Raw genomic sequence first — 17,502 nt, 5'->3', positions numbered from 1 at the left:
AAAAATCTGACGGCGCATCTGACGCACAATCTTTGTGCGGTATTGCCTAAAAAAATCCGGAAATGTTCTTGACAAATCCGGACAAATCAGGTATACTATAAGAGAAGAGAGCACACCGGCAGACGGTCGCTCCCACAAAGGTTTAGTTAAAAATAACCGCCTAAGTTTGGACGCTGGGGCGGTTATTTCTTTGTGTTATTATGGAAGAGCATGTACAAAAACGTGCTGTATGCCACAAGAAAAATTCCGACCTGAATCAGGTCAGACCATGTCACATAATCCATAAATATCACCTCCCATCCATCGTGAGATGTGTGGGAGCGAGAATGACCGCCTACCGTTACTGGTATACTCTCTTAGGTTAATTTTACCACAAATTTCGACAGTTGTCAAACCAATAATACCTGTAACTGGTTATTTTTCTATGTGTCGTACAGTATGTCAAGGGCTTTTTTCTGCATCCGCTTTTCCGTGCTTTGCTCTTCTTGTTGGGATATTCTGCCCATAGGCGTTTGAAACATATGCATGCGCAGTATGTTTCTTTCTTATGTTTCTTTTTTGGTCAACAGATTCATTTACAGTACTGTCAACAAATTTCTTTGCAGTACTGTCAGCAGATTTGTTGATACGCAGATTGGTTGACAGCCATTTCTACCGCACAATTTTTGTGCAGCATTGCCTTGACAAATCGGGTATATTATAAGAGAAGAGAGCACATCGGCAGACGGTCGCTTCCACAGTGGAAGTTAAAAAACAACCGTCCAAGTTGGCAACTTAGGGGCGGTTATTTTTTAGGGTGTAATTGCAATTGTTGAGATGCAAAATTGAATTTTCTTCTTAAATTTACAATATATTCTCACAAAATTCACTGCTTTTTTTTTTTTTTTTTGTTACAATGTAATCGAAAGTACAGATACGCCTCGAATGTATTTGTACAATAATTACATTTAATTATAAGCTAGAAAAACGGAGGAATTAAATTATGGGAATGTTTGACAAAATTCAGAAGACGGCGAAAAATGTTGGCTCAACTGTGACAAAGACTGCTGGCAAGGTTGGTTCGAATGCAGCAGTTGCGACGCAGGAACAGGCAGAGCTCGTATCTCTGCGTTCTCAGGTAAATGTGATTAATCAGGAACTTGAATCTGCTTATACACAGATAGGTAGAAAATTTGTAAATTATGTTGTCGAATCTGGTGAAATGCCTGGGATTGACGTATCGGATATTCTGAAAATGATCGATCCGAAAATGACAAAGAAGCAGGATCTGGAGCAAAAGATCATTCAGCTGGAAAAAGAAATCAAGCAGAAGGATATTGTTCGGGAAAAGGCGGCAGCTGAGGAAGAATTTCTTGCACAGAAGCAAAAGCTGGATAAGGCACTGGGTATGGACCTTCTGAGCCAAGAAGAGTATGACGAAAAGATTGCTGTTGCGCGGAAACGTGTGGACAATTTTGAAGCGATTCGCAGGGTTGAACAGCAGGCAGAAATGGGCTTGATCACGGAGCAGGAGAAAAATGATAAGATCATAGAACTGACTACTTGATCTCAGTCAATCTTTTATTATTTACATAATTTTTTAAAAACTAACAGAGGCTGTTACTATAACAGTCTCTTTTCTTTTTGCTGGACATATCCCCAGAAATATGCTATAATAAAGCGAACCAATTTCACCAAAGAAAGGAACTCCTACATGTCACAGATACAATCATTTACCGCCGCTCTGCGCAATTCCATATCGCAGCAGATACTCGGCAAGGAAGAAGTCATTGACAAAGTTCTCGCTGCACTGCTCTGCGGCGGTCATGTGCTCCTGAACGATATTCCCGGCACGGGAAAAACCACCCTGGCACGCACCCTTGCAAAGTCCATGGACGCTGCATTTCATCGCATTCAGTTTACGCCGGATCTGCTGCCCTCCGACCTCATCGGCGTCAGCATCCCCGACCCGAAAACAGGAACATTTCAATTCCAGAAAGGCGCCGTTTTTACCCAGATCCTGCTGGCAGATGAGATCAATCGTGCCACGCCGCGCACCCAGTCTGCACTGCTGGAGTGTATGGAAGAACGGCAGGTGACAGCGGACGGCGTGACCTATCCGCTGGAAGAACCGTTTTTTGTCATTGCAACCCAGAATCCCGTGGAGATGCAGGGTACATTTCCTTTGCCGGAAGCCCAGCTGGATCGCTTTCTGCTCTGTTTGTCCCTGGGCTATCCCGATCGGGAACAGGAGCTGGCATTGCTGGCAAGAACGGCACAGCCGGAAACTACACCGGTGGTAACAGCAAAACAATTGCTGGATGCACGGGCGGAACTGCAGCAGGTGACTGCATCTGCACCCATCCGGGAATATGTGGCAGATCTGGCGCAGGCATCCCGGGAGCATGAACGGGTGCAGCTGGGACTGAGCACACGTGGTATGCTGGCGCTGCTGGAAGTGTCACGTGCTATGGCAGCCATCCATGGCAGAAGCTTTGTGACGCCGGATGATGTGAAAGAAATCGCAGCAGACTGCATGGCGCATCGTATGACCGTACGAGGCGGTGCATGGGATGAAAGCGGTACCGCCAGCCGGGAAATTGTCCGGGAACTGCTGGAAACTGTGCCTGTACCAAAGGAATCATCATGGAACTGATTGCGGTAATTCTGCTGGTGCTGGCAGTACTGTTCGGGGAAATCGCCCTGTATCGTCGGTATGGTCTGGAGGGCTTATCCTATCACTGTCAATTTTCTTCCAGTGAAGTGACGGAGGGAGAAACTCTGGAATTTACCGAGATCGTGGAAAATGACAAGACATTGCCTGTACCTTGGCTGAAGGCGGAGCTGACTGTACCACGCTGGCTGGATTTTCCGGAGTCCCACTGCGTTGTGACCGACCAGTCCCGTTTTGTCACCGGATTTTTCTCCGTGCGTGGACATGCGAAAGTACGCCGTGTCTGGAAGATACGCTGCGAAAAACGAGGCATCTATCAGGTGGAGCATGTGATACTGGTGACATCAGATCTGCTGGGTGCCGTGCGGCTCTCCCTGCCTGCCAGTGAGACAGGCGGCACGGTGACAGTGCTCCCCAGTCGCTTTACGGAAGCCGGATTGTTATTGCCCCGGATACTGCGGCAGAGTTTTGGCGAACATCCGGTGCGGCATAGTATATGCACAGACCCCTGTCTGCCTGCCGGCGTGCGAGAATATGTTCCCGGTGATCCCCTGAACCGGATGCACTGGAAAGCCTCTGCCCACGCCGGGACATTTCTGGTGCGGCAGGAGGAACGGACGGCACAGCAGACAGTGACGGTTTTGCTGGCATTGGAAACAAATCCTGCGGATTCCGGCAGAATGACGCTGGATACGGAGCTGATGGAGCATACCATCCGGGTTTGCACTCAATGTCTGTGGGAATTGTGTCAGAATGGCTGGTTGGTACGCCTTTGTGTGGGAGAAATGGATGCAGAGAAAGTGTCCTATGAAACACGGTATGGCGGCGGTAGGGTAATGTATCACCAAATGCTGGAGCTTCTGGCGGCATTGCAGTTGGAGCGTATCCAGCCCATGTCCCAGCTTCTAAGGCGTGGATTATTCAATCGGGAGGAATTGTCCCTGCTGATCACGCCTTATACAGATGCGCAGGTGGCAAGGTGGAAACAGGAAATCGGTGGTCTGGTGCTGGTAACAGGACATGCCCACGATGGTGCACAGTGCGCAGATGCGGTTGTGCCCAAGAGGAAGATGGAATAAATTATTGTTTGTTGGGGTGATAACCCCTCCACCATTGCTGTGCAATGGTCCCCCTCCCCTTTCAGGGAAGGCTGAAAGAAATGATATAACAAATCCATCGCCGTAGGCGATACCACCATTCCTCATTTCTAATTGAAAAAAGAAGGTGTCAGGATGTCAAAAAAAATCTGGCTGCATTTCGGGCTGGTGACAGCACTTGCAGTGGCAGTTTATCCGCTGACAGTTCTGCTCAGCTGTTGGGGCGGCAGGTCATATCTGCTTGCCGGAGGAATGACAGCGATTCTCGCAATGCTTTCTTGGCTGGGAATGCTGCATATGCTTCTGCTCCGACGGCAATACCGGAAAAAACCACGGATGGTTAATCTCAGCTTATGGGCAGCTGCGGCACTGCTTTTTGTGGGAAGTGTGATCTTTGCGCCGTATCCCACTGCCTTTTTGCGTGCATTGTATGGTATTGCGACAGGCGGTTGCTATTTCGGGGCATCCCGTCTGCTGTTTCAGCCGATGGGGCACATTGCCCATCCCTATGTCTTTACTGGACTATGCCTCTGGGATCTGTTTACAGGTCTGCTGATTCATCTGCGGGATGAAAATGCATCATTTCTGGTGACTGCAATCATTTTGGTGGTAAACGCCATGCTCTTTGCCTTAGTGCACAATCTGGATTCTCTGGAACGAATGCTTCGCGGCAGAGGCGAAGATGCATGGGAAATGCCCAAAGAGATCCAGCGGAGCAATACCAGACTTATGGCGTTGCTCTGTTCTTTGGGAGTCGTGCTGCTCTGCTGTTATCGTCCGCTGGCAAAGCTCATAGGCTGGCTCTGGCGGTGGCTTTATACGGGCGTGTGGTATCTGATGCGCTGGCTGCTGTCACTAGGCAGTTCCAATGCCGTATCCGAACTGCCGGAGGATACTCCGGAACAGCTGATACCCTTGGAACAGAACGGAGCGTCCGGCTGGATTCAGTTGATTTTTGAAGCAATTGTCCTTGTGGGACTGCTGGCACTGGGTCTATGGAAACGTCGGGAGATCTGGCAAGGACTAGTGCAATGCTGGTGCAGCCTGCGCCGGTGGATCGCCGCACAGCTGAGAAAATCCCGGCACATGCCACAGGAAGAAGATGGTGCTTACTGCGACTACGTGGAGGATCTCATGACCCAGGAAAAAGCTCCCGCAAAACCGGAACTGCCTCAGACACGCCGCCGCTGGAATCGTGCCTACCGCCGTTATCAGCATATGCCCTTGGATGCTGCACGGTATCGGCTTGGCTATGCGCTTGTATTGGCACGATTGCCGGAGGAGACAGCGCTGCCGTCGCACAGCGCAGTGGAAATCCTGGAAAAACTGCGTCAGTCGGGATTGGCAGATGACAGCTGGGAACTGGCAACAGAGGGCTATGACAATGTGCGCTATGGGGAAATCCAGCCGGACGGAACCGCTTTTGCGGCTTTGGATGAGGTGTTGCGGCAATTGCATGGCAAAGGGAATAGGAAAGTACTCTCGTAAGATAAAATAACATAACAAAGCAGCCCTGTCATGAAAACTTCACCTGACAGGGCTGCTTTTATATAGTCAAAAGAAAAATTTATGATTCTGTATCCTCGGTTTTCGTCACCTGAATCCCCAGTACATCCAGACTTTCCTGATCTACCGCCGACGGGCAGGCGCTCATGAGTTCGCTTGCATTCTGTACCTTGGGGAATGCCACCACGTCACGCAGACTTTCTGCCTGGAGCATAACCATAGCCAGACGATCCAGACCAATGCCAAGACCACCGTGAGGCGGTGCACCGTAATGATACGCTTCTACCAGGAAACCGAACTTCGCTTCGATCTCTTCATCCGTCAGTCCCAGTGCCTGGAACATCTTTTCCTGTAATTCGTAATCGGTGATACGGATGGAACCGGAAGAAAGCTCCGTGCCGTTGAGCACCAGGTCAAATGCCTTTGCCGTTACCTTGCCCGGATCGCTGTCCAGATAGGGCAGGCATTCGTCCATTGGCATGGTGAACGGGTGATGCATTGCCACCCATGTCTGGCTTTCCTCGTCCCATTCGAAGAACGGAAACTGGGTGATCCACAGGAAGTTGAACTGTCCTTCGGGGATCAGATCCAGCTTCTTTGCCAGTTCCAGGCGAAGTGCACCCAGTACTGGCAGTGTTACCTTGTTCTTGTCGGCAACGACCAGTACCACGTCACCCTGTTCGCAGTTCAGGTAAGACAAAATTTCCTCCAGCTTGCCCTCGGGCAGAAACTTTGCGAAGGAACAGGTGGGTTTTTCATCGTTCCAGCGAATGTAAGCCAGACCCTTTGCGCCGATGCCCTTTGCCTTTTCTGTCAGCTTGTCGATTTCTTTTCGGGTCAGGACAGAAGCCGCATTCTTAGCCACGATCGCCCGGACGCTGCCGCCGGCTTCCAGTGCCGAACGGAATACCATAAAGTCCACATCCTTGACAACCTCGGACAGATCCTGCAATTCCATGCCAAAACGGGTATCCGGCTTGTCCGAACCGTAACGCTCCATTGCTTCCTGATAGGTCATCCGAGGCAGGGGCGTGGGAATATCCATATTCAGCACTTGTTTGAACAGATACTGTACAAAGCCCTCAGTCATCTGGAGAATATCCTCAACATCCACAAAGGACATTTCCAGGTCGATCTGGGTAAATTCCGGCTGACGGTCAGCACGCAGATCCTCGTCACGGAAGCAGCGTGCGATCTGAATGTACCGATCCATGCCCGATACCATGAGCAGCTGCTTGTAGATCTGCGGCGACTGGGGCAGGGCATAGAATTTGCCGTTGTGCACACGGGACGGAATCAGATAGTCACGGGCACCCTCCGGGGTAGACTTCATCATCATAGGCGTTTCGATCTCGATGAAATCGTTTGCATAGAAATATTCCCGTGCCGCCAGTGCAATTTTGTGCCGCATGATGAGATTATGCTGAAGCGGTGCACGGCGCAGATCCAGGTAACGGTATTTCAGACGAAGTTCCTCATTGACCTTTGTCTCATCTGTAATGGCAAAAGGCGGCGTCTGTGCCTTGGACAGCACACGCAGATCGTCTACGAGAATTTCAACTGCACCGGTTTTCATATCCGGATTGACGCTGGAACGCTCAGCCACAACGCCTTTTGCCATGAGCACATATTCACTGTGGCAGGAAGCTGCCTTTTCGAACACGGCACGATCTGTCTGGTCGCTGAATGCCAGCTGGACAATACCTGTGCGGTCACGGAGATCAATAAAGATCAGGTTGCCGAGATTCCGGACTTTCTGGACGAAACCGCCCACAACTACCGTTTCTCCTGCTTTTGTCACCTCGCCGCAGTAACAGGTGCGGCGCAATTCTTGCATGAAATCCATTACAGTTGACACTCCTTTTCGAAATCCTCTACAATATCATGAAACATAAACTGCACGGCAATATCGTCAAATTTTTCCTCAAATGTATCATCCAGTGCAATTTCTGTCTGTTCGCCGGTCTGCATATTTTTCAGATTTGCCTTTCCGGTGTTCAGCTCGTTTTCGCCCAGAACCATGACAAAGGCGGCACCGATCTTGTTGGCATATTTCATCTGTGCCTTCAGTCCGCGCTGCATCAGGTCATATTCCACCTGATAGCCGGATACGCGCAGCGTCTGTCCCAGCTGCATTGCCTTGGGTACAGCTGCCTCATCCATAGGTGCAATGTACAAATCGCAGGTTTTCGTCTGTTCAAAGTCACAGCCCTGGCTCTCCATGGTCAGGATCAGCCGTTCCAGACCCATGGCAAATCCCATCGCCGGCGTAGGCTTTCCGCCCATCTGTTCGATGAGACCGTCATATCTGCCGCCGCCGCAGACCGTGCCCTGTGCGCCGATGTCTGTGGTAATGAATTCAAATACAGTTTTGGTATAATAATCCAGACCACGGACAATTTTCGGGTTAATAATGAAGTCAATGTCCATGGATTTCAGATATTCCTGAAGCTTTTCAAAATGCGCCTTGCAGTCATCGCAGAGATAATCCAGGATCAGCGGTGCATCCTTACCGATTTCCGCACAAATGGGGCTTTTGCAGTCCAGAAGCCGCATGGGATTCTTCTCCAGACGGGTCAGGCAAGTGTCGCACAGTTCTTCCTTTCGGGATGTGAAATACGCACGCAGTGCTTTGTGATATTCCGCACGGCAGGTAGGACAGCCGATGGAGTTGATATGCAGGGCAATATTTTTCAGCCCGGCGTTATCCAGAATGGTCTTTGCCAGCGCAATGATCTCTGCATCAGAAGTCGGACCCTGGCTGCCAGCCATTTCAATGCCGAACTGGTGGAATTCACGGAGTCTGCCTGCCTGGGGCCGTTCGTGGCGGAAGCAGGAGAGAATGTAGTAGACCTTCTGGGGCAGCGCATCGTTCAGCATACCGTTTTGGAGCATAGAACGAATCGTACCCGCAGTACCCTCGGGGCGCAGGGTGAATTCCGTTTCTTTCGCCTTGACGGTATACATTTCCTTTTGTACCACGTCAGTAGTCTCACCTACAGAACGCAGGAACAGATTGGTATTTTCAAAGGTCGGGATTCGCACCTCGTGGAATCCGAATGATTCCGCTGTTTCCCGTGCCAGACGTTCCACAGTGTGCCATTTATAGATCTGTTTCGGCGTCACATCCTCTGTGCCCAGCGGTCGTGTGATTTTATTTGCCATATTGTGAATAACCTCCTAGGAGCAAGTTCCGCTGCATTGCCATGTGGCAGATTATCGGACTGCAAAAAATTTCCCCTTCCGAAAAAGGGGAGTGAATCAAACGAGATGTACCATATAGACCATCAAAGGAGTTCTGGTCAGATGGTGGGATTGCCGATCTCGCGCCAATCCAGATCGCCGCGCTCCAGCGCCATGATCAGCGCCTCTGCTGTTGCAATATTTGTTGCAACAGGAACATTGTGCACATCGCACAGGCGCAGCAGATTCATTTCATTTGGCTCAGATGCCTTCCGGTTAATGGGATCCCGGAAGAAGAGCAGCACATCGATCTCATTACAGGAAATACGAGCTGCGATCTGCTGGTCGCCGCCCTGGGATCCGCTGAGATAGCGCTGGATCCGCAGTCCTGTTGCTTCTGCCACTTGCTTTCCGGTGGTGCCGGTCGCACAAAGCGTATGCCGGGACAGGATGCCGCAGTAAGCAATACAAAATTGAATCATGAGTTCTTTTTTTGCATCATGGGCAATCAATGCAATTGTCATGTGAAATAATCAGTCCTTTCCAAATCGTATACAAAATTTATAAACGGAATACAATAAGATCCCGGAGTTGTTCTGTCATATCTTCCGGCAAAAATCTTCTATGTTTATTATACCACAAAATCGGGATTTGTCAAAGTATTTACGCGGGAAAAATATAAAATTGTGAAATATATGGTGCTTCCCACGACATTCTTTATACATTTTGACGAAAAGCGTCATTGAGATGATGCAGTCGTCTCTGTTTCTGTGGAGGTTCCGGTGGTTTGTGTGGTATCTGTTGTTGTTGCACCCACCTGATCAATGTTGACATTTTCGCCTTTTACGGTTTTTTCATATGCCTGGATGATAGAACGGATCATATATTTTGAATATTCGCCGCCCTCAATCACGCCTGCAAAGGCAATCTCTGGATCATTTGCCGGTGCATAGCCGATAAAGAAAGAGTCCTGCGTCCGTCCGCTGACCTGGGGTGTACCAGTCTTGATTGCAACGTCAAACCCCAAATTTGACAGGGAATATCGGGTGGGGAAGTTGTTTGTTGAAGCAGCGATCATACCGTTTTCAACATATTGGAATACGCCATCATCTCTGGGTACGATCTGTTCTGCAACAACAGGTTCGATTTTTTCCAGGCAAGTTGTATAATTGTAATCCCAGATGCTGTCCACCAGATGCGGCTCATAGCGAGTTCCGTTGTTGGCAATGGTGCATGCAACATTTGCCATTTGCAGAGGTGTGACAGCCCATTCGCCCTGACCGATGGCACTTTGCAGAACCTGTCCCACAGTCCAGTCTGCACCCAGTTCCGCGAAGGATTCCGGATTAGAAAGATGTCCGGCGGCGTCGCCGGTTTCCAGACCGGTAGATTGCCCGAGACCAAATCTTGTTGCATAATCAGAGATACGGTCAATGGTCAGTTCCTCAGACAACTTGTAGAAAAAGATGTTGCAGGAGACCTGGAGTGCACGGGTAACGGATATATCCCCATGAGATCCGGTACAATTATAGTTGTGATCTTTAAAATGGTAGGTGTGTCCGCAGTAATAGGTGGAGCCGCCGGTGATGATGCCCTCATTGAGTCCGGCAGTTGCGGTTATGGTTTTAAAAGTTGAACCGGGACGATATACACCATCTGTTGCACGGTTGACCAGGGGCGTATTTTCCGCATTGAGGATGGACTCATAGTCTGATGCGTAATCTTCCAGATTATAGGTCGGCGCCGTTACCATTCCCAGTACACCGCCGTTTTTTGCATCCAGAACCACAATGGCACCGCATTCCACCTTTCCGAGATCCTTTGTTTTCTCATCCCGGAGAGTGTCGAAATTGGCAATAAAGTTGTCCAGAATATGCTGCAGTTCCCGTTGAAAATCGCTGTTGACAGTGAGCTGTACAGTGTTTCCGGCAGTCACAGGTGTGGTAATATCCGAAGAAATGACTTTACCGTTTTGTACTGTGATCTCTTTGATGCCATCTTTACCGCGGAGAGTGCTTTCCATAGCACGTTCAATACCGCTTTTGCCTACGGTATCATCCAGAGCATAGCCTTTTTCTTTCAGCTCTGCATATTCTTCTGCATAAATCGGTCCCACTGTACCGATTTCGTGGGCGACCACATCTCCCTGTGCCACAGAACGAATTGCCTCTTCCACAATATCCATGCCCGGCAGTGTGACACCGCGTTCTTTCAGTTCTGTTACAGTTTCAATGGAAACATCTTCTGCCAGTGTAAACCGATTGCTGAGAGAAAAACTGCGCAGCTGCATTTCATAGCGGATGCCGGCAAGGATGCGCTGCTGCTCTGGTGTGTAAGAATCATCAATGTCATATTCCTTCATGAGCTGATACATGCAGTCCTCTGCGGTGGCATAGACATTCATATTCAGGTTTTCCTTGAGCTTTTCCACAGCATCTTCGTCACTGGTAAAGGTATAGGGCTGCGTCTCTGAAACAGGCAGGGAAGTACTCCATTCTTCCTCGTTTTCATCCAGAATATCTGTCAGCGCCAGCAGAACGCGGTTTCCCTCTCCATTGTCCTCCGGAAAGGTATCTGGCTCAATGATAACGCTGTAGCCGACTTTGTTTTCAATAATGGGATTTCCGGCAGAATCCACGATTTCACCCCGTGTGGCGCTGATGGTCTGGATATATTTCTGCGTAGAAACATTTTTCGCTGTATAGGTCTCGCTTTCTACGATCTGTATTTTCATAAGCCGCCAGGCACACAAACAGCAGGAAACCAATACCAGCAGACTGGCAAGGGAAAGTTTCACATAACTGGATGCGGTACGTTTCATAATGTGGTTCTCCTTTCCGATTGAAATAGGGTGTTTGGGTCAATACAGATCAGATTGTTTCCTCCAGCGGTTTCAACTTCTTTTCAATGGTGCGCCGCCGTTTTGGCAGGAGGAACCGATGGATCAGTGCAAAAATCGGATAGCACACAGCCCCGCTGATGGTGGTATACAACAGACACGGCAAGGCGTGGTGTACGTAGAGATAGGACACGTTTTCATAGCCCCAGATGGCATATCGGAACACGAAATCGAAGCCGGTGACAAGAAATGCTGCCGCGCAGGTGAAAAAAACCATGTTCAGAAAACGCTGCTGCATGAGGCGGTCGTAGAGCAGCGAAGTCCCCATACAGAGGAGAAAGAGCACAATGCTATGGTATCCAAGCAGAGAACCGGTGGAAATATCCATAAGCAGACCGCACAGAATACCGATGCCGCCGGAAATAAACATGCCTGACACCGATGAAATACACAGTGCAATGGGGATCAGCAGCAGAGGCTTTATGGTATCACCGCCGTTTGCTGTCACAAATGCAAGGAAAACGCAGAGGAAGTAAAGCACCCAGCGGATGGTATTGCGTACTTTCGGGTGTTTCGGTCTTTTTGGAACGGGAAGAAAGGGTTTAGTCCGCCGCATTTTGCTGCTCCTTTCCGGCAAAATCGGTGATGACAATGACATTGGACAGGTTTTCCAGATCCACAGACGGACGGATCACGGCGCAATAGCTCAGACCGCTTTCCATGGGTTCAATGGATTCCACGGAGCCAATGAGATAGCCCTGAGGGAAGATGCCCACGGAATTGGAAGTAATAACTAAGTCGCCCTTTTTCAAAGTGGTATCCTTTTCCAGATAGATCATCCGGCAGCGATAAGACGAGGAAAGAGTAACATCCCCCTCCACAATGCCAGATTCCGACTTCCCGGAAACCTCTGCGCCGATGGAAAGATTCGGCGAGCAGATGGTCTCTACCGTGGCATAGGTCTCGGAAATCTCGGAAATAATGCCCACAAGCCCTTCCGCCGTTACCACTGGATCATACACCGACAGCCCGTCCTCACTGCCTTTGTCAATATAAAAGGCGTGAAACGGGTCGTTTTCCACATATCCGATAATGGCGCAGGGATCGGAGAGGACAAAGTCCTCGTGATCTTCCTTGACACCCATGAAGCCCTCCAGATCAGTCAGTTCCTGTTGGGTCTTGTGATAGTCCACCAGCTGATATTCCAGTTCAGCCACACGCTGGCGCAGTTCCTCGTTTTCCTGCTGGTATTCCTTGGAACGGGTAAAAGCATCCAGCGTATTTTCCACACTGTCTGAGATCCGGTTCGAAACAGAGCGAATGGGATTGCAGATCTTTCCGATGAAACCAGTGGTGGGCAAGGTAAAGCCGTCTTGCGTGACAGCATAGAGCATCATGCCGATCAACAGGGCGATGATGCAGAGAATGATGCGAAATTTTTTGCTGCGGAAAAAACCGCCCATGAGTGAAGCCTCCTATGTGTTCGTCGGACAGCAGTGCTTTCTTCGAATGTTAAGAAAACATGCTGTACTTGATTTTTCCGCCGATCAGGCAAACCGGGATTCATCTGAGAGTGCATCCCGGTATTTGTCCAGATTTTCCAGGATCTTTCCGGTGCCCTCTGCCACGCAGTCCAGGGGATACTCCGCAATATAAACGGGCATCCCGGTTTCCTTATGGATTAGCTGATCCAGTCCACGCAGAAGTGCGCCGCCGCCGGTCAGTGTAATGCCATGGTCAATAATATCTGCTGCCAGCTCCGGCGGTGTCTGCTCCAGGGTATAGCGTATGGCATCCACAATGCGGGAAAGAGGCTCAGAAAGTGCTTCCCGGACTTCCTTGGAACTGATATTGATATTCTCCGGCAGACCGCTCATGAGATTACGTCCCTTGATCTGCATCACTTCATCACGGTCAACGGGATATGCTGAGCCGATCTGGATCTTAATGCTCTCCGCAGTTCGTTCGCCGATGAGCAGATTGTAACGCTTTTTAATGTAGTTAATGATGGCAGTGTCAAATTCATCGCCGGCGCAGCGGACGCTTTTGGAGACAACGATGCCGCCCAGTGCAATGACAGCTACTTCACTTGTACCGCCACCGATGTCCACCACCATGCAGCCTGTGGGTTCTGTCGTAGGAAGTCCTGCGCCGATGGCAGCCGCCATGGGTTCTTCCACGATCATAACCGGACGTGCGCCAGCATGATCTGCGGCATCCCGTACTGCACGGCGTTCCACGGCAGTGACGCCGGAGGGAATGCAGATAATGACACGTGCCCGGGAGAACATTTTGCCTCGCATGGCTTTCCGGATAAATTCCTGTAATAAAATGGTCGTGGTATCGAAATCCGCAATAACGCCGTCTTTGAGGGGGCGCACTGCCACAATGGAACCAGGAGTGCGTCCGATGACGTCCTTTGCTTCTTTTCCCACATATTTTGCCCGGTCTGTGTGGGTATTTACCGCCACAACAGAGGGCTCGCGTATAATAATACCCTTGCCACGCAGATAGACGAGGGTATTTGCTGTTCCTAGATCAATGCCGATATCTTTTGTAAACATGTTATGTGCTCCTTTGGGTGCAGAAACATTTTTATTCTGGACCGTATGGTAAAAAAACAAGGTGATCTGTCCGGACAGAAAACAGAACACTGCTGCCGAAAGCGGTGCAGTGTGTCCGGAAGTATGTTTCGTTCGGTATTTCCGAACGGTCTGATTCCATTATACCACGAATTTTACAGGTTGACAATCGTTTTTTCGGGAATTTTCTGTAGAATCAAAATTCAGTACATTTGTAAAAATAAATCGAAAATCAATGAAAAAATTACAGCATATTATATAAGCAAATAAGAACACCCTATGGGACAGCGTTACTTTTTTCCAATCAGCGAATTGATTTTCGGTGCTGTAAAGATGGCGACAATGGTCAGGATCAGCTGTGCGATATTGAATTTGGACTGAAAACCGAAGGTGACATCTGCAATATACCAGTTCCAGTCGTGAGTATCAATGTGCAGAGGCGGTGCATAATCCAGCCAGCTCAGAGGTGCGACCTCTGCGCAGAGATTGCCGATAACGCCGCCCAGAACCAGCGCAACCACAATGCTGGCAATATAAACAAGAACTTTTTTCATCTGTATCCTATGTATCCCCAGTTGGGAAACAATCTCCTTTCCTTCAAATTGGTATATCAGGACAGTCCGCTTGCGCCGAAGCCGCCTGCGCCTCGTGCAGTTTCATCCAGTTCCGTAACCTCACGAAGCTCCGGTGTCAGTATGGGAAGCACTACCAGCTGAGCAATGCGCATACCCGGTTCCACGATGAACGGTTCTTTTCCGTGGTTGATTAGGGCTACCAGCAGCTCGCCACGATAGTCGCTGTCCACCAGTCCTACGCTGTTTGCCAGCGTAATGCCGTGTTTTGACGACAAGCCGGAACGTGGGAAAATGCAGAGTGCCACATCCGGACGGGACGGCGCAACGGCAATACCTGTGGGGATCTTGCAGATATCTCCGGGCTGAATGGTTACGGGCGCATCCGGCAGAGCGTACAGATCGTAACCGGCACTATCGGCTGTAGCACGTTTTGGCAGCTGTGCATCCGGGCGCAGCCGCTGTATGGATAGATACATATGAAATTCCTCCTGTGTTTTTACCAATTTATTCGACACCACGATAAAACAAGCCGCGTGTTATAGGCTCTGTTGCTGTGCTGCGGTTTTCATAGGCACGAAGAATGGACAGCGGGTCAGGCTGAAGCGTACAGTCCAGTAGCAGAAATGCTGCGTGAGAAAGGGCATTCGCCTTGTCTGCCATCCAGGTGGGAACGGCATTGTACATGGTTGTAATACCGGCGTTTTTGTCGCAATATACGGGGAATTGCCGCCCTGTGCGGTCTGTGAGGCGGTGATTGCAGTTCTTGCAGCCCACCTCTGCCTGAATGGGACAGTTACGCATGGTCATGACTTGCTGGTATCCATAGGCATAAACACCAATGGGCAATCCGGTACAGCCGCGTGTCTGGGCTAGAGTCAGTTCCGGCGACAAAATCGTATCCGCAAGTCCTTGGCGCTTCAGAAAGTCCAGACAGCGGCGATTAGCGGCATTCAGTCCTAGACCGCCGTGGAGACAAAATCCCAGGGATGTGCCCATGCGCAAATGGGATGGATTTTCGCAGACCAGATGGGAAAATCCAAATGCTGCGGCAGATTCCAGCCAATGCAGCACCTTTTTTTCATCGGCGCAGAATCGGGGAAGTGTCAGGAAAATCTGACCTCTCAGCTGCTGCGGAATGCTATCTGTTACGGCATATACCGGAAGCAGCAACGCCTCTGTGGAAAGATGCTGCAAAAGCGATTCCGCCTGTTCTGTCCAACCGGAAAGCTGTATGCGGTAGAAAGGCGGTGCAGAATCTACGGGTTGCTCCAGAATGGGCTCCACGTCGCAGAGAGTACATCTGGGCGTATTTGCAGCAATGCGCACTTCGTCCAGTTTCGCAGTGCAATCACGGCGCAGCGCATTCAGGGCAGACGCCGGGAGCATACTCACGCCATCGCAGTCTGCGGTCAGCTGTTCCAAGAAATAAATCGTATCCCCAAGCTTTCCCATTTGGCGTTCCAACTGCGTCGTATCTGTCGGCTTGTTCCGTGCCTTTTGGGGCATATCGCCGGAAACTGTAACCGTATTTCCATCCATATCCCGGGCGGTCAACTGTACCGGTACATTTTCTTTCAGCAAAACATGCATGGTCAGGGGAACACGCCCCACAGGTTTCTGATACAGCTGTTCCAGCTTTGGAAGTACTTCCTTGGCACGGAGCACGTCCTCTTTCTGACGAGTCCCAAACATACTCCCACGCTTTCCGGTGTAATATCCGTCCGTAAAGCCGCTGCGGGAAAAAACTGCACGCAAAGTTTCCAGATCCGGTTCTATGCCATCCCGTGCCTGCACCAGGGCAGTGACAGCGGCGGCAACATATTCCGGGCGCTTGCATCTGCCCTCGATTTTCAGCGAAGCCACGCCGTCCTCCGCCATTTGCGCCACATAGGGCACGAGACAGAGATCTTTCAGAGAAAGGGCACATGCGTCAGTTTTTCCTGCCGCCGAAAAAGGGAGACGGCATGCCTGCGCGCAGCGTCCCCGATTGGCACTTCGTGAACCAATCACCGCAGACAGACCGCACTGACCGGATACGCTCATGCACAGAGCACCGTGGACAAATTGTTCCACTTCAATGTCGCATTGACAGATGGCTGCAATTTCCTGCCGGGATAATTCTCTGGAAACTACCACACGAGTCAGTCCTTGTTCCTTTGCCCAACGTGCACCCTCAGGAGTATGGATGGTCATCTGGGTGGATGCGTGTATGGGCGTATCCGGTGCAGCCTGACGAATGCAGTCCAGCACGCCAAAATCCTGCACCAGAAAGGCATCCACGCCGCAGGCAGCTGCTTCTTTGATATATTGTGTCAGCGCAGGGAATTCCTCATCCAATACCAATGTATTGACTGTCAGGTAAAGCTTTGCGCCGTAGAGATGGCAGAGACGGGCAGCCTCTTCCAGTTGGGGCAGGTCAAAATTTTCCGCATTCTGCCGGGCAGAAAAGGACTTTCCGCCTACATACACCGCATCTGCACCGCAGCGGAGTGCTGCCAGCAGAGATTCCGGTGCGCCTGCGGGAGCGAGTATTTCGGGTGTCCTCATTTGATATTTTTCTCACGCAGTTCCCGTTCCAGTTCGGCAACTCTGGAGCGAAGCGCTGCCACTTCCTGCAAAGCGGCATCACGTTCCAGGCGTGTCTTTCCGGCTTCGTCCACATATTCCTTGGACTGGTCACGGAGACTGTCCAGCTTGGCATTTGCCTTGTTCAGATCGTCCAGGGTAGCCAGACCAACCATAATGGCGGCAGTAAAGGGTGAGGCACTGCTGTTGGAATCTGTAATTTCTGTGATACGGGATTCCAGCGTCCGTGCCAGTCCGAAAACATAGTTAGAGGATTCTGCAGTTTGCAGGGTAAAGTCCTTGCCGCAGATAACCACTTTCACTTTATTTGACATAGCGTTAAGTTCCTTTCGGTTTGTTCCGACTCAGGGAAAGGAATACACCCTGTGCCGTTCTTTTTATTATACAACATTTTTCGAGGATTGAAAAGACTTTTTTGCAAATTTTTCAGAGAATGTCTCCCTTGAAATGGGGGGAGAGAGAATTGCATCGACAAACAAAA

15 protein-coding genes are annotated in these 17,502 nt (G+C 50.1%); 4 read left to right on the top strand and 11 right to left on the bottom strand.

Features of this window, described 5'->3' with window-relative positions; all coding sequences use genetic code 11:
• The first annotated feature begins 982 nt into the window (after positions 1-982).
• From Q0418_RS06240 to Q0418_RS06225, 4 genes are all read left to right on the top strand, one after another.
• On the top strand, positions 983-1,546 hold the full coding sequence (locus Q0418_RS06240) for a hypothetical protein (RefSeq protein ID WP_298483250.1): 564 nt from the start codon (positions 983-985) through the stop codon (positions 1,544-1,546).
• Between the two features lie 147 nt (positions 1,547-1,693).
• Positions 1,694-2,635 carry a MoxR family ATPase gene (locus Q0418_RS06235; protein ID WP_298483248.1) on the top strand — a complete coding sequence of 314 codons (942 nt, stop codon included), beginning with the start codon at positions 1,694-1,696 and terminating at the stop codon, positions 2,633-2,635.
• A complete protein-coding gene (locus tag Q0418_RS06230) occupies positions 2,626-3,732 on the top strand; it encodes a DUF58 domain-containing protein (protein WP_298483246.1) in 1,107 nt (368 codons plus the stop codon). Before Q0418_RS06235 ends, Q0418_RS06230 begins: the two co-directional genes overlap by 10 nt.
• Before the next feature lie 153 nt (positions 3,733-3,885).
• The gene (locus Q0418_RS06225) at positions 3,886-5,238 is read left to right on the top strand and encodes a hypothetical protein (protein ID WP_298483245.1); all 1,353 of its coding nucleotides are present in this window, start codon (positions 3,886-3,888) and stop codon (positions 5,236-5,238) included.
• Between the two features lie 79 nt (positions 5,239-5,317).
• Here Q0418_RS06225 and aspS read toward each other — a convergent pair whose 3' ends face one another.
• The 11 genes from aspS to zapA all read right to left on the bottom strand — a co-directional run bounded on the left by aspS (position 5,318) and on the right by zapA (position 17,335).
• A complete protein-coding gene (aspS, locus tag Q0418_RS06220) occupies positions 5,318-7,093 on the bottom strand; it encodes an aspartate--tRNA ligase (protein ID WP_298483252.1) in 1,776 nt (591 codons plus the stop codon).
• 8 nt (positions 7,094-7,101) lie between these two features.
• On the bottom strand, positions 7,102-8,421 hold the full coding sequence (gene hisS, locus Q0418_RS06215; protein ID WP_298483243.1) for a histidine--tRNA ligase: 1,320 nt from the start codon (positions 8,419-8,421) through the stop codon (positions 7,102-7,104).
• Between the two features lie 137 nt (positions 8,422-8,558).
• Complete coding sequence (mgsA, locus tag Q0418_RS06210) at positions 8,559-8,963, bottom strand: methylglyoxal synthase (protein WP_046437154.1); 405 nt, start codon at positions 8,961-8,963, stop codon at positions 8,559-8,561.
• A gap of 215 nt (positions 8,964-9,178) precedes the next feature.
• Entirely contained in the window at positions 9,179-11,260 is a 2,082-nt protein-coding gene (locus Q0418_RS06205) for a penicillin-binding protein 2 (RefSeq protein WP_298483241.1), read from the bottom strand.
• 49 nt (positions 11,261-11,309) lie between these two features.
• Complete coding sequence (gene mreD / locus Q0418_RS06200) at positions 11,310-11,894, bottom strand: rod shape-determining protein MreD (RefSeq protein ID WP_298483239.1); 585 nt, start codon at positions 11,892-11,894, stop codon at positions 11,310-11,312.
• On the bottom strand, positions 11,881-12,741 hold the full coding sequence (mreC, locus tag Q0418_RS06195) for a rod shape-determining protein MreC (RefSeq protein WP_298483237.1): 861 nt from the start codon (positions 12,739-12,741) through the stop codon (positions 11,881-11,883). The genes mreD and mreC overlap by 14 nt, the downstream gene beginning before the upstream one ends.
• 84 nt (positions 12,742-12,825) lie before the next feature.
• Positions 12,826-13,842: a rod shape-determining protein gene (locus Q0418_RS06190; RefSeq protein WP_298483235.1), complete on the bottom strand. Its 1,017-nt coding sequence runs from the start codon at positions 13,840-13,842 to the stop codon at positions 12,826-12,828.
• A gap of 308 nt (positions 13,843-14,150) precedes the next feature.
• Positions 14,151-14,414: a DUF4321 domain-containing protein gene (locus Q0418_RS06185; RefSeq protein ID WP_298483233.1), complete on the bottom strand. Its 264-nt coding sequence runs from the start codon at positions 14,412-14,414 to the stop codon at positions 14,151-14,153.
• Between the two features lie 56 nt (positions 14,415-14,470).
• The gene (dut, locus tag Q0418_RS06180; RefSeq protein WP_298483231.1) at positions 14,471-14,911 is read right to left on the bottom strand and encodes a dUTP diphosphatase; all 441 of its coding nucleotides are present in this window, start codon (positions 14,909-14,911) and stop codon (positions 14,471-14,473) included.
• A 28-nt stretch (positions 14,912-14,939) separates the two neighbouring features.
• Complete coding sequence (locus tag Q0418_RS06175) at positions 14,940-16,982, bottom strand: U32 family peptidase (protein ID WP_298483229.1); 2,043 nt, start codon at positions 16,980-16,982, stop codon at positions 14,940-14,942.
• The gene (zapA, locus tag Q0418_RS06170; protein WP_298483227.1) at positions 16,979-17,335 is read right to left on the bottom strand and encodes a cell division protein ZapA; all 357 of its coding nucleotides are present in this window, start codon (positions 17,333-17,335) and stop codon (positions 16,979-16,981) included. Before zapA ends, Q0418_RS06175 begins: the two co-directional genes overlap by 4 nt.
• Positions 17,336-17,502: the final 167 nt, after the last annotated feature.

Origin of the sequence: uncultured Ruminococcus sp. (assembly GCF_937915125.1) — a bacterium.
Classification (GTDB): domain Bacteria; phylum Bacillota; class Clostridia; order Oscillospirales; family Ruminococcaceae; genus Ruminococcus_C.
The sequence above is the reverse complement of the archived record's forward strand: the minus strand, read 5'-3'. Positions and strand labels throughout refer to the sequence as shown.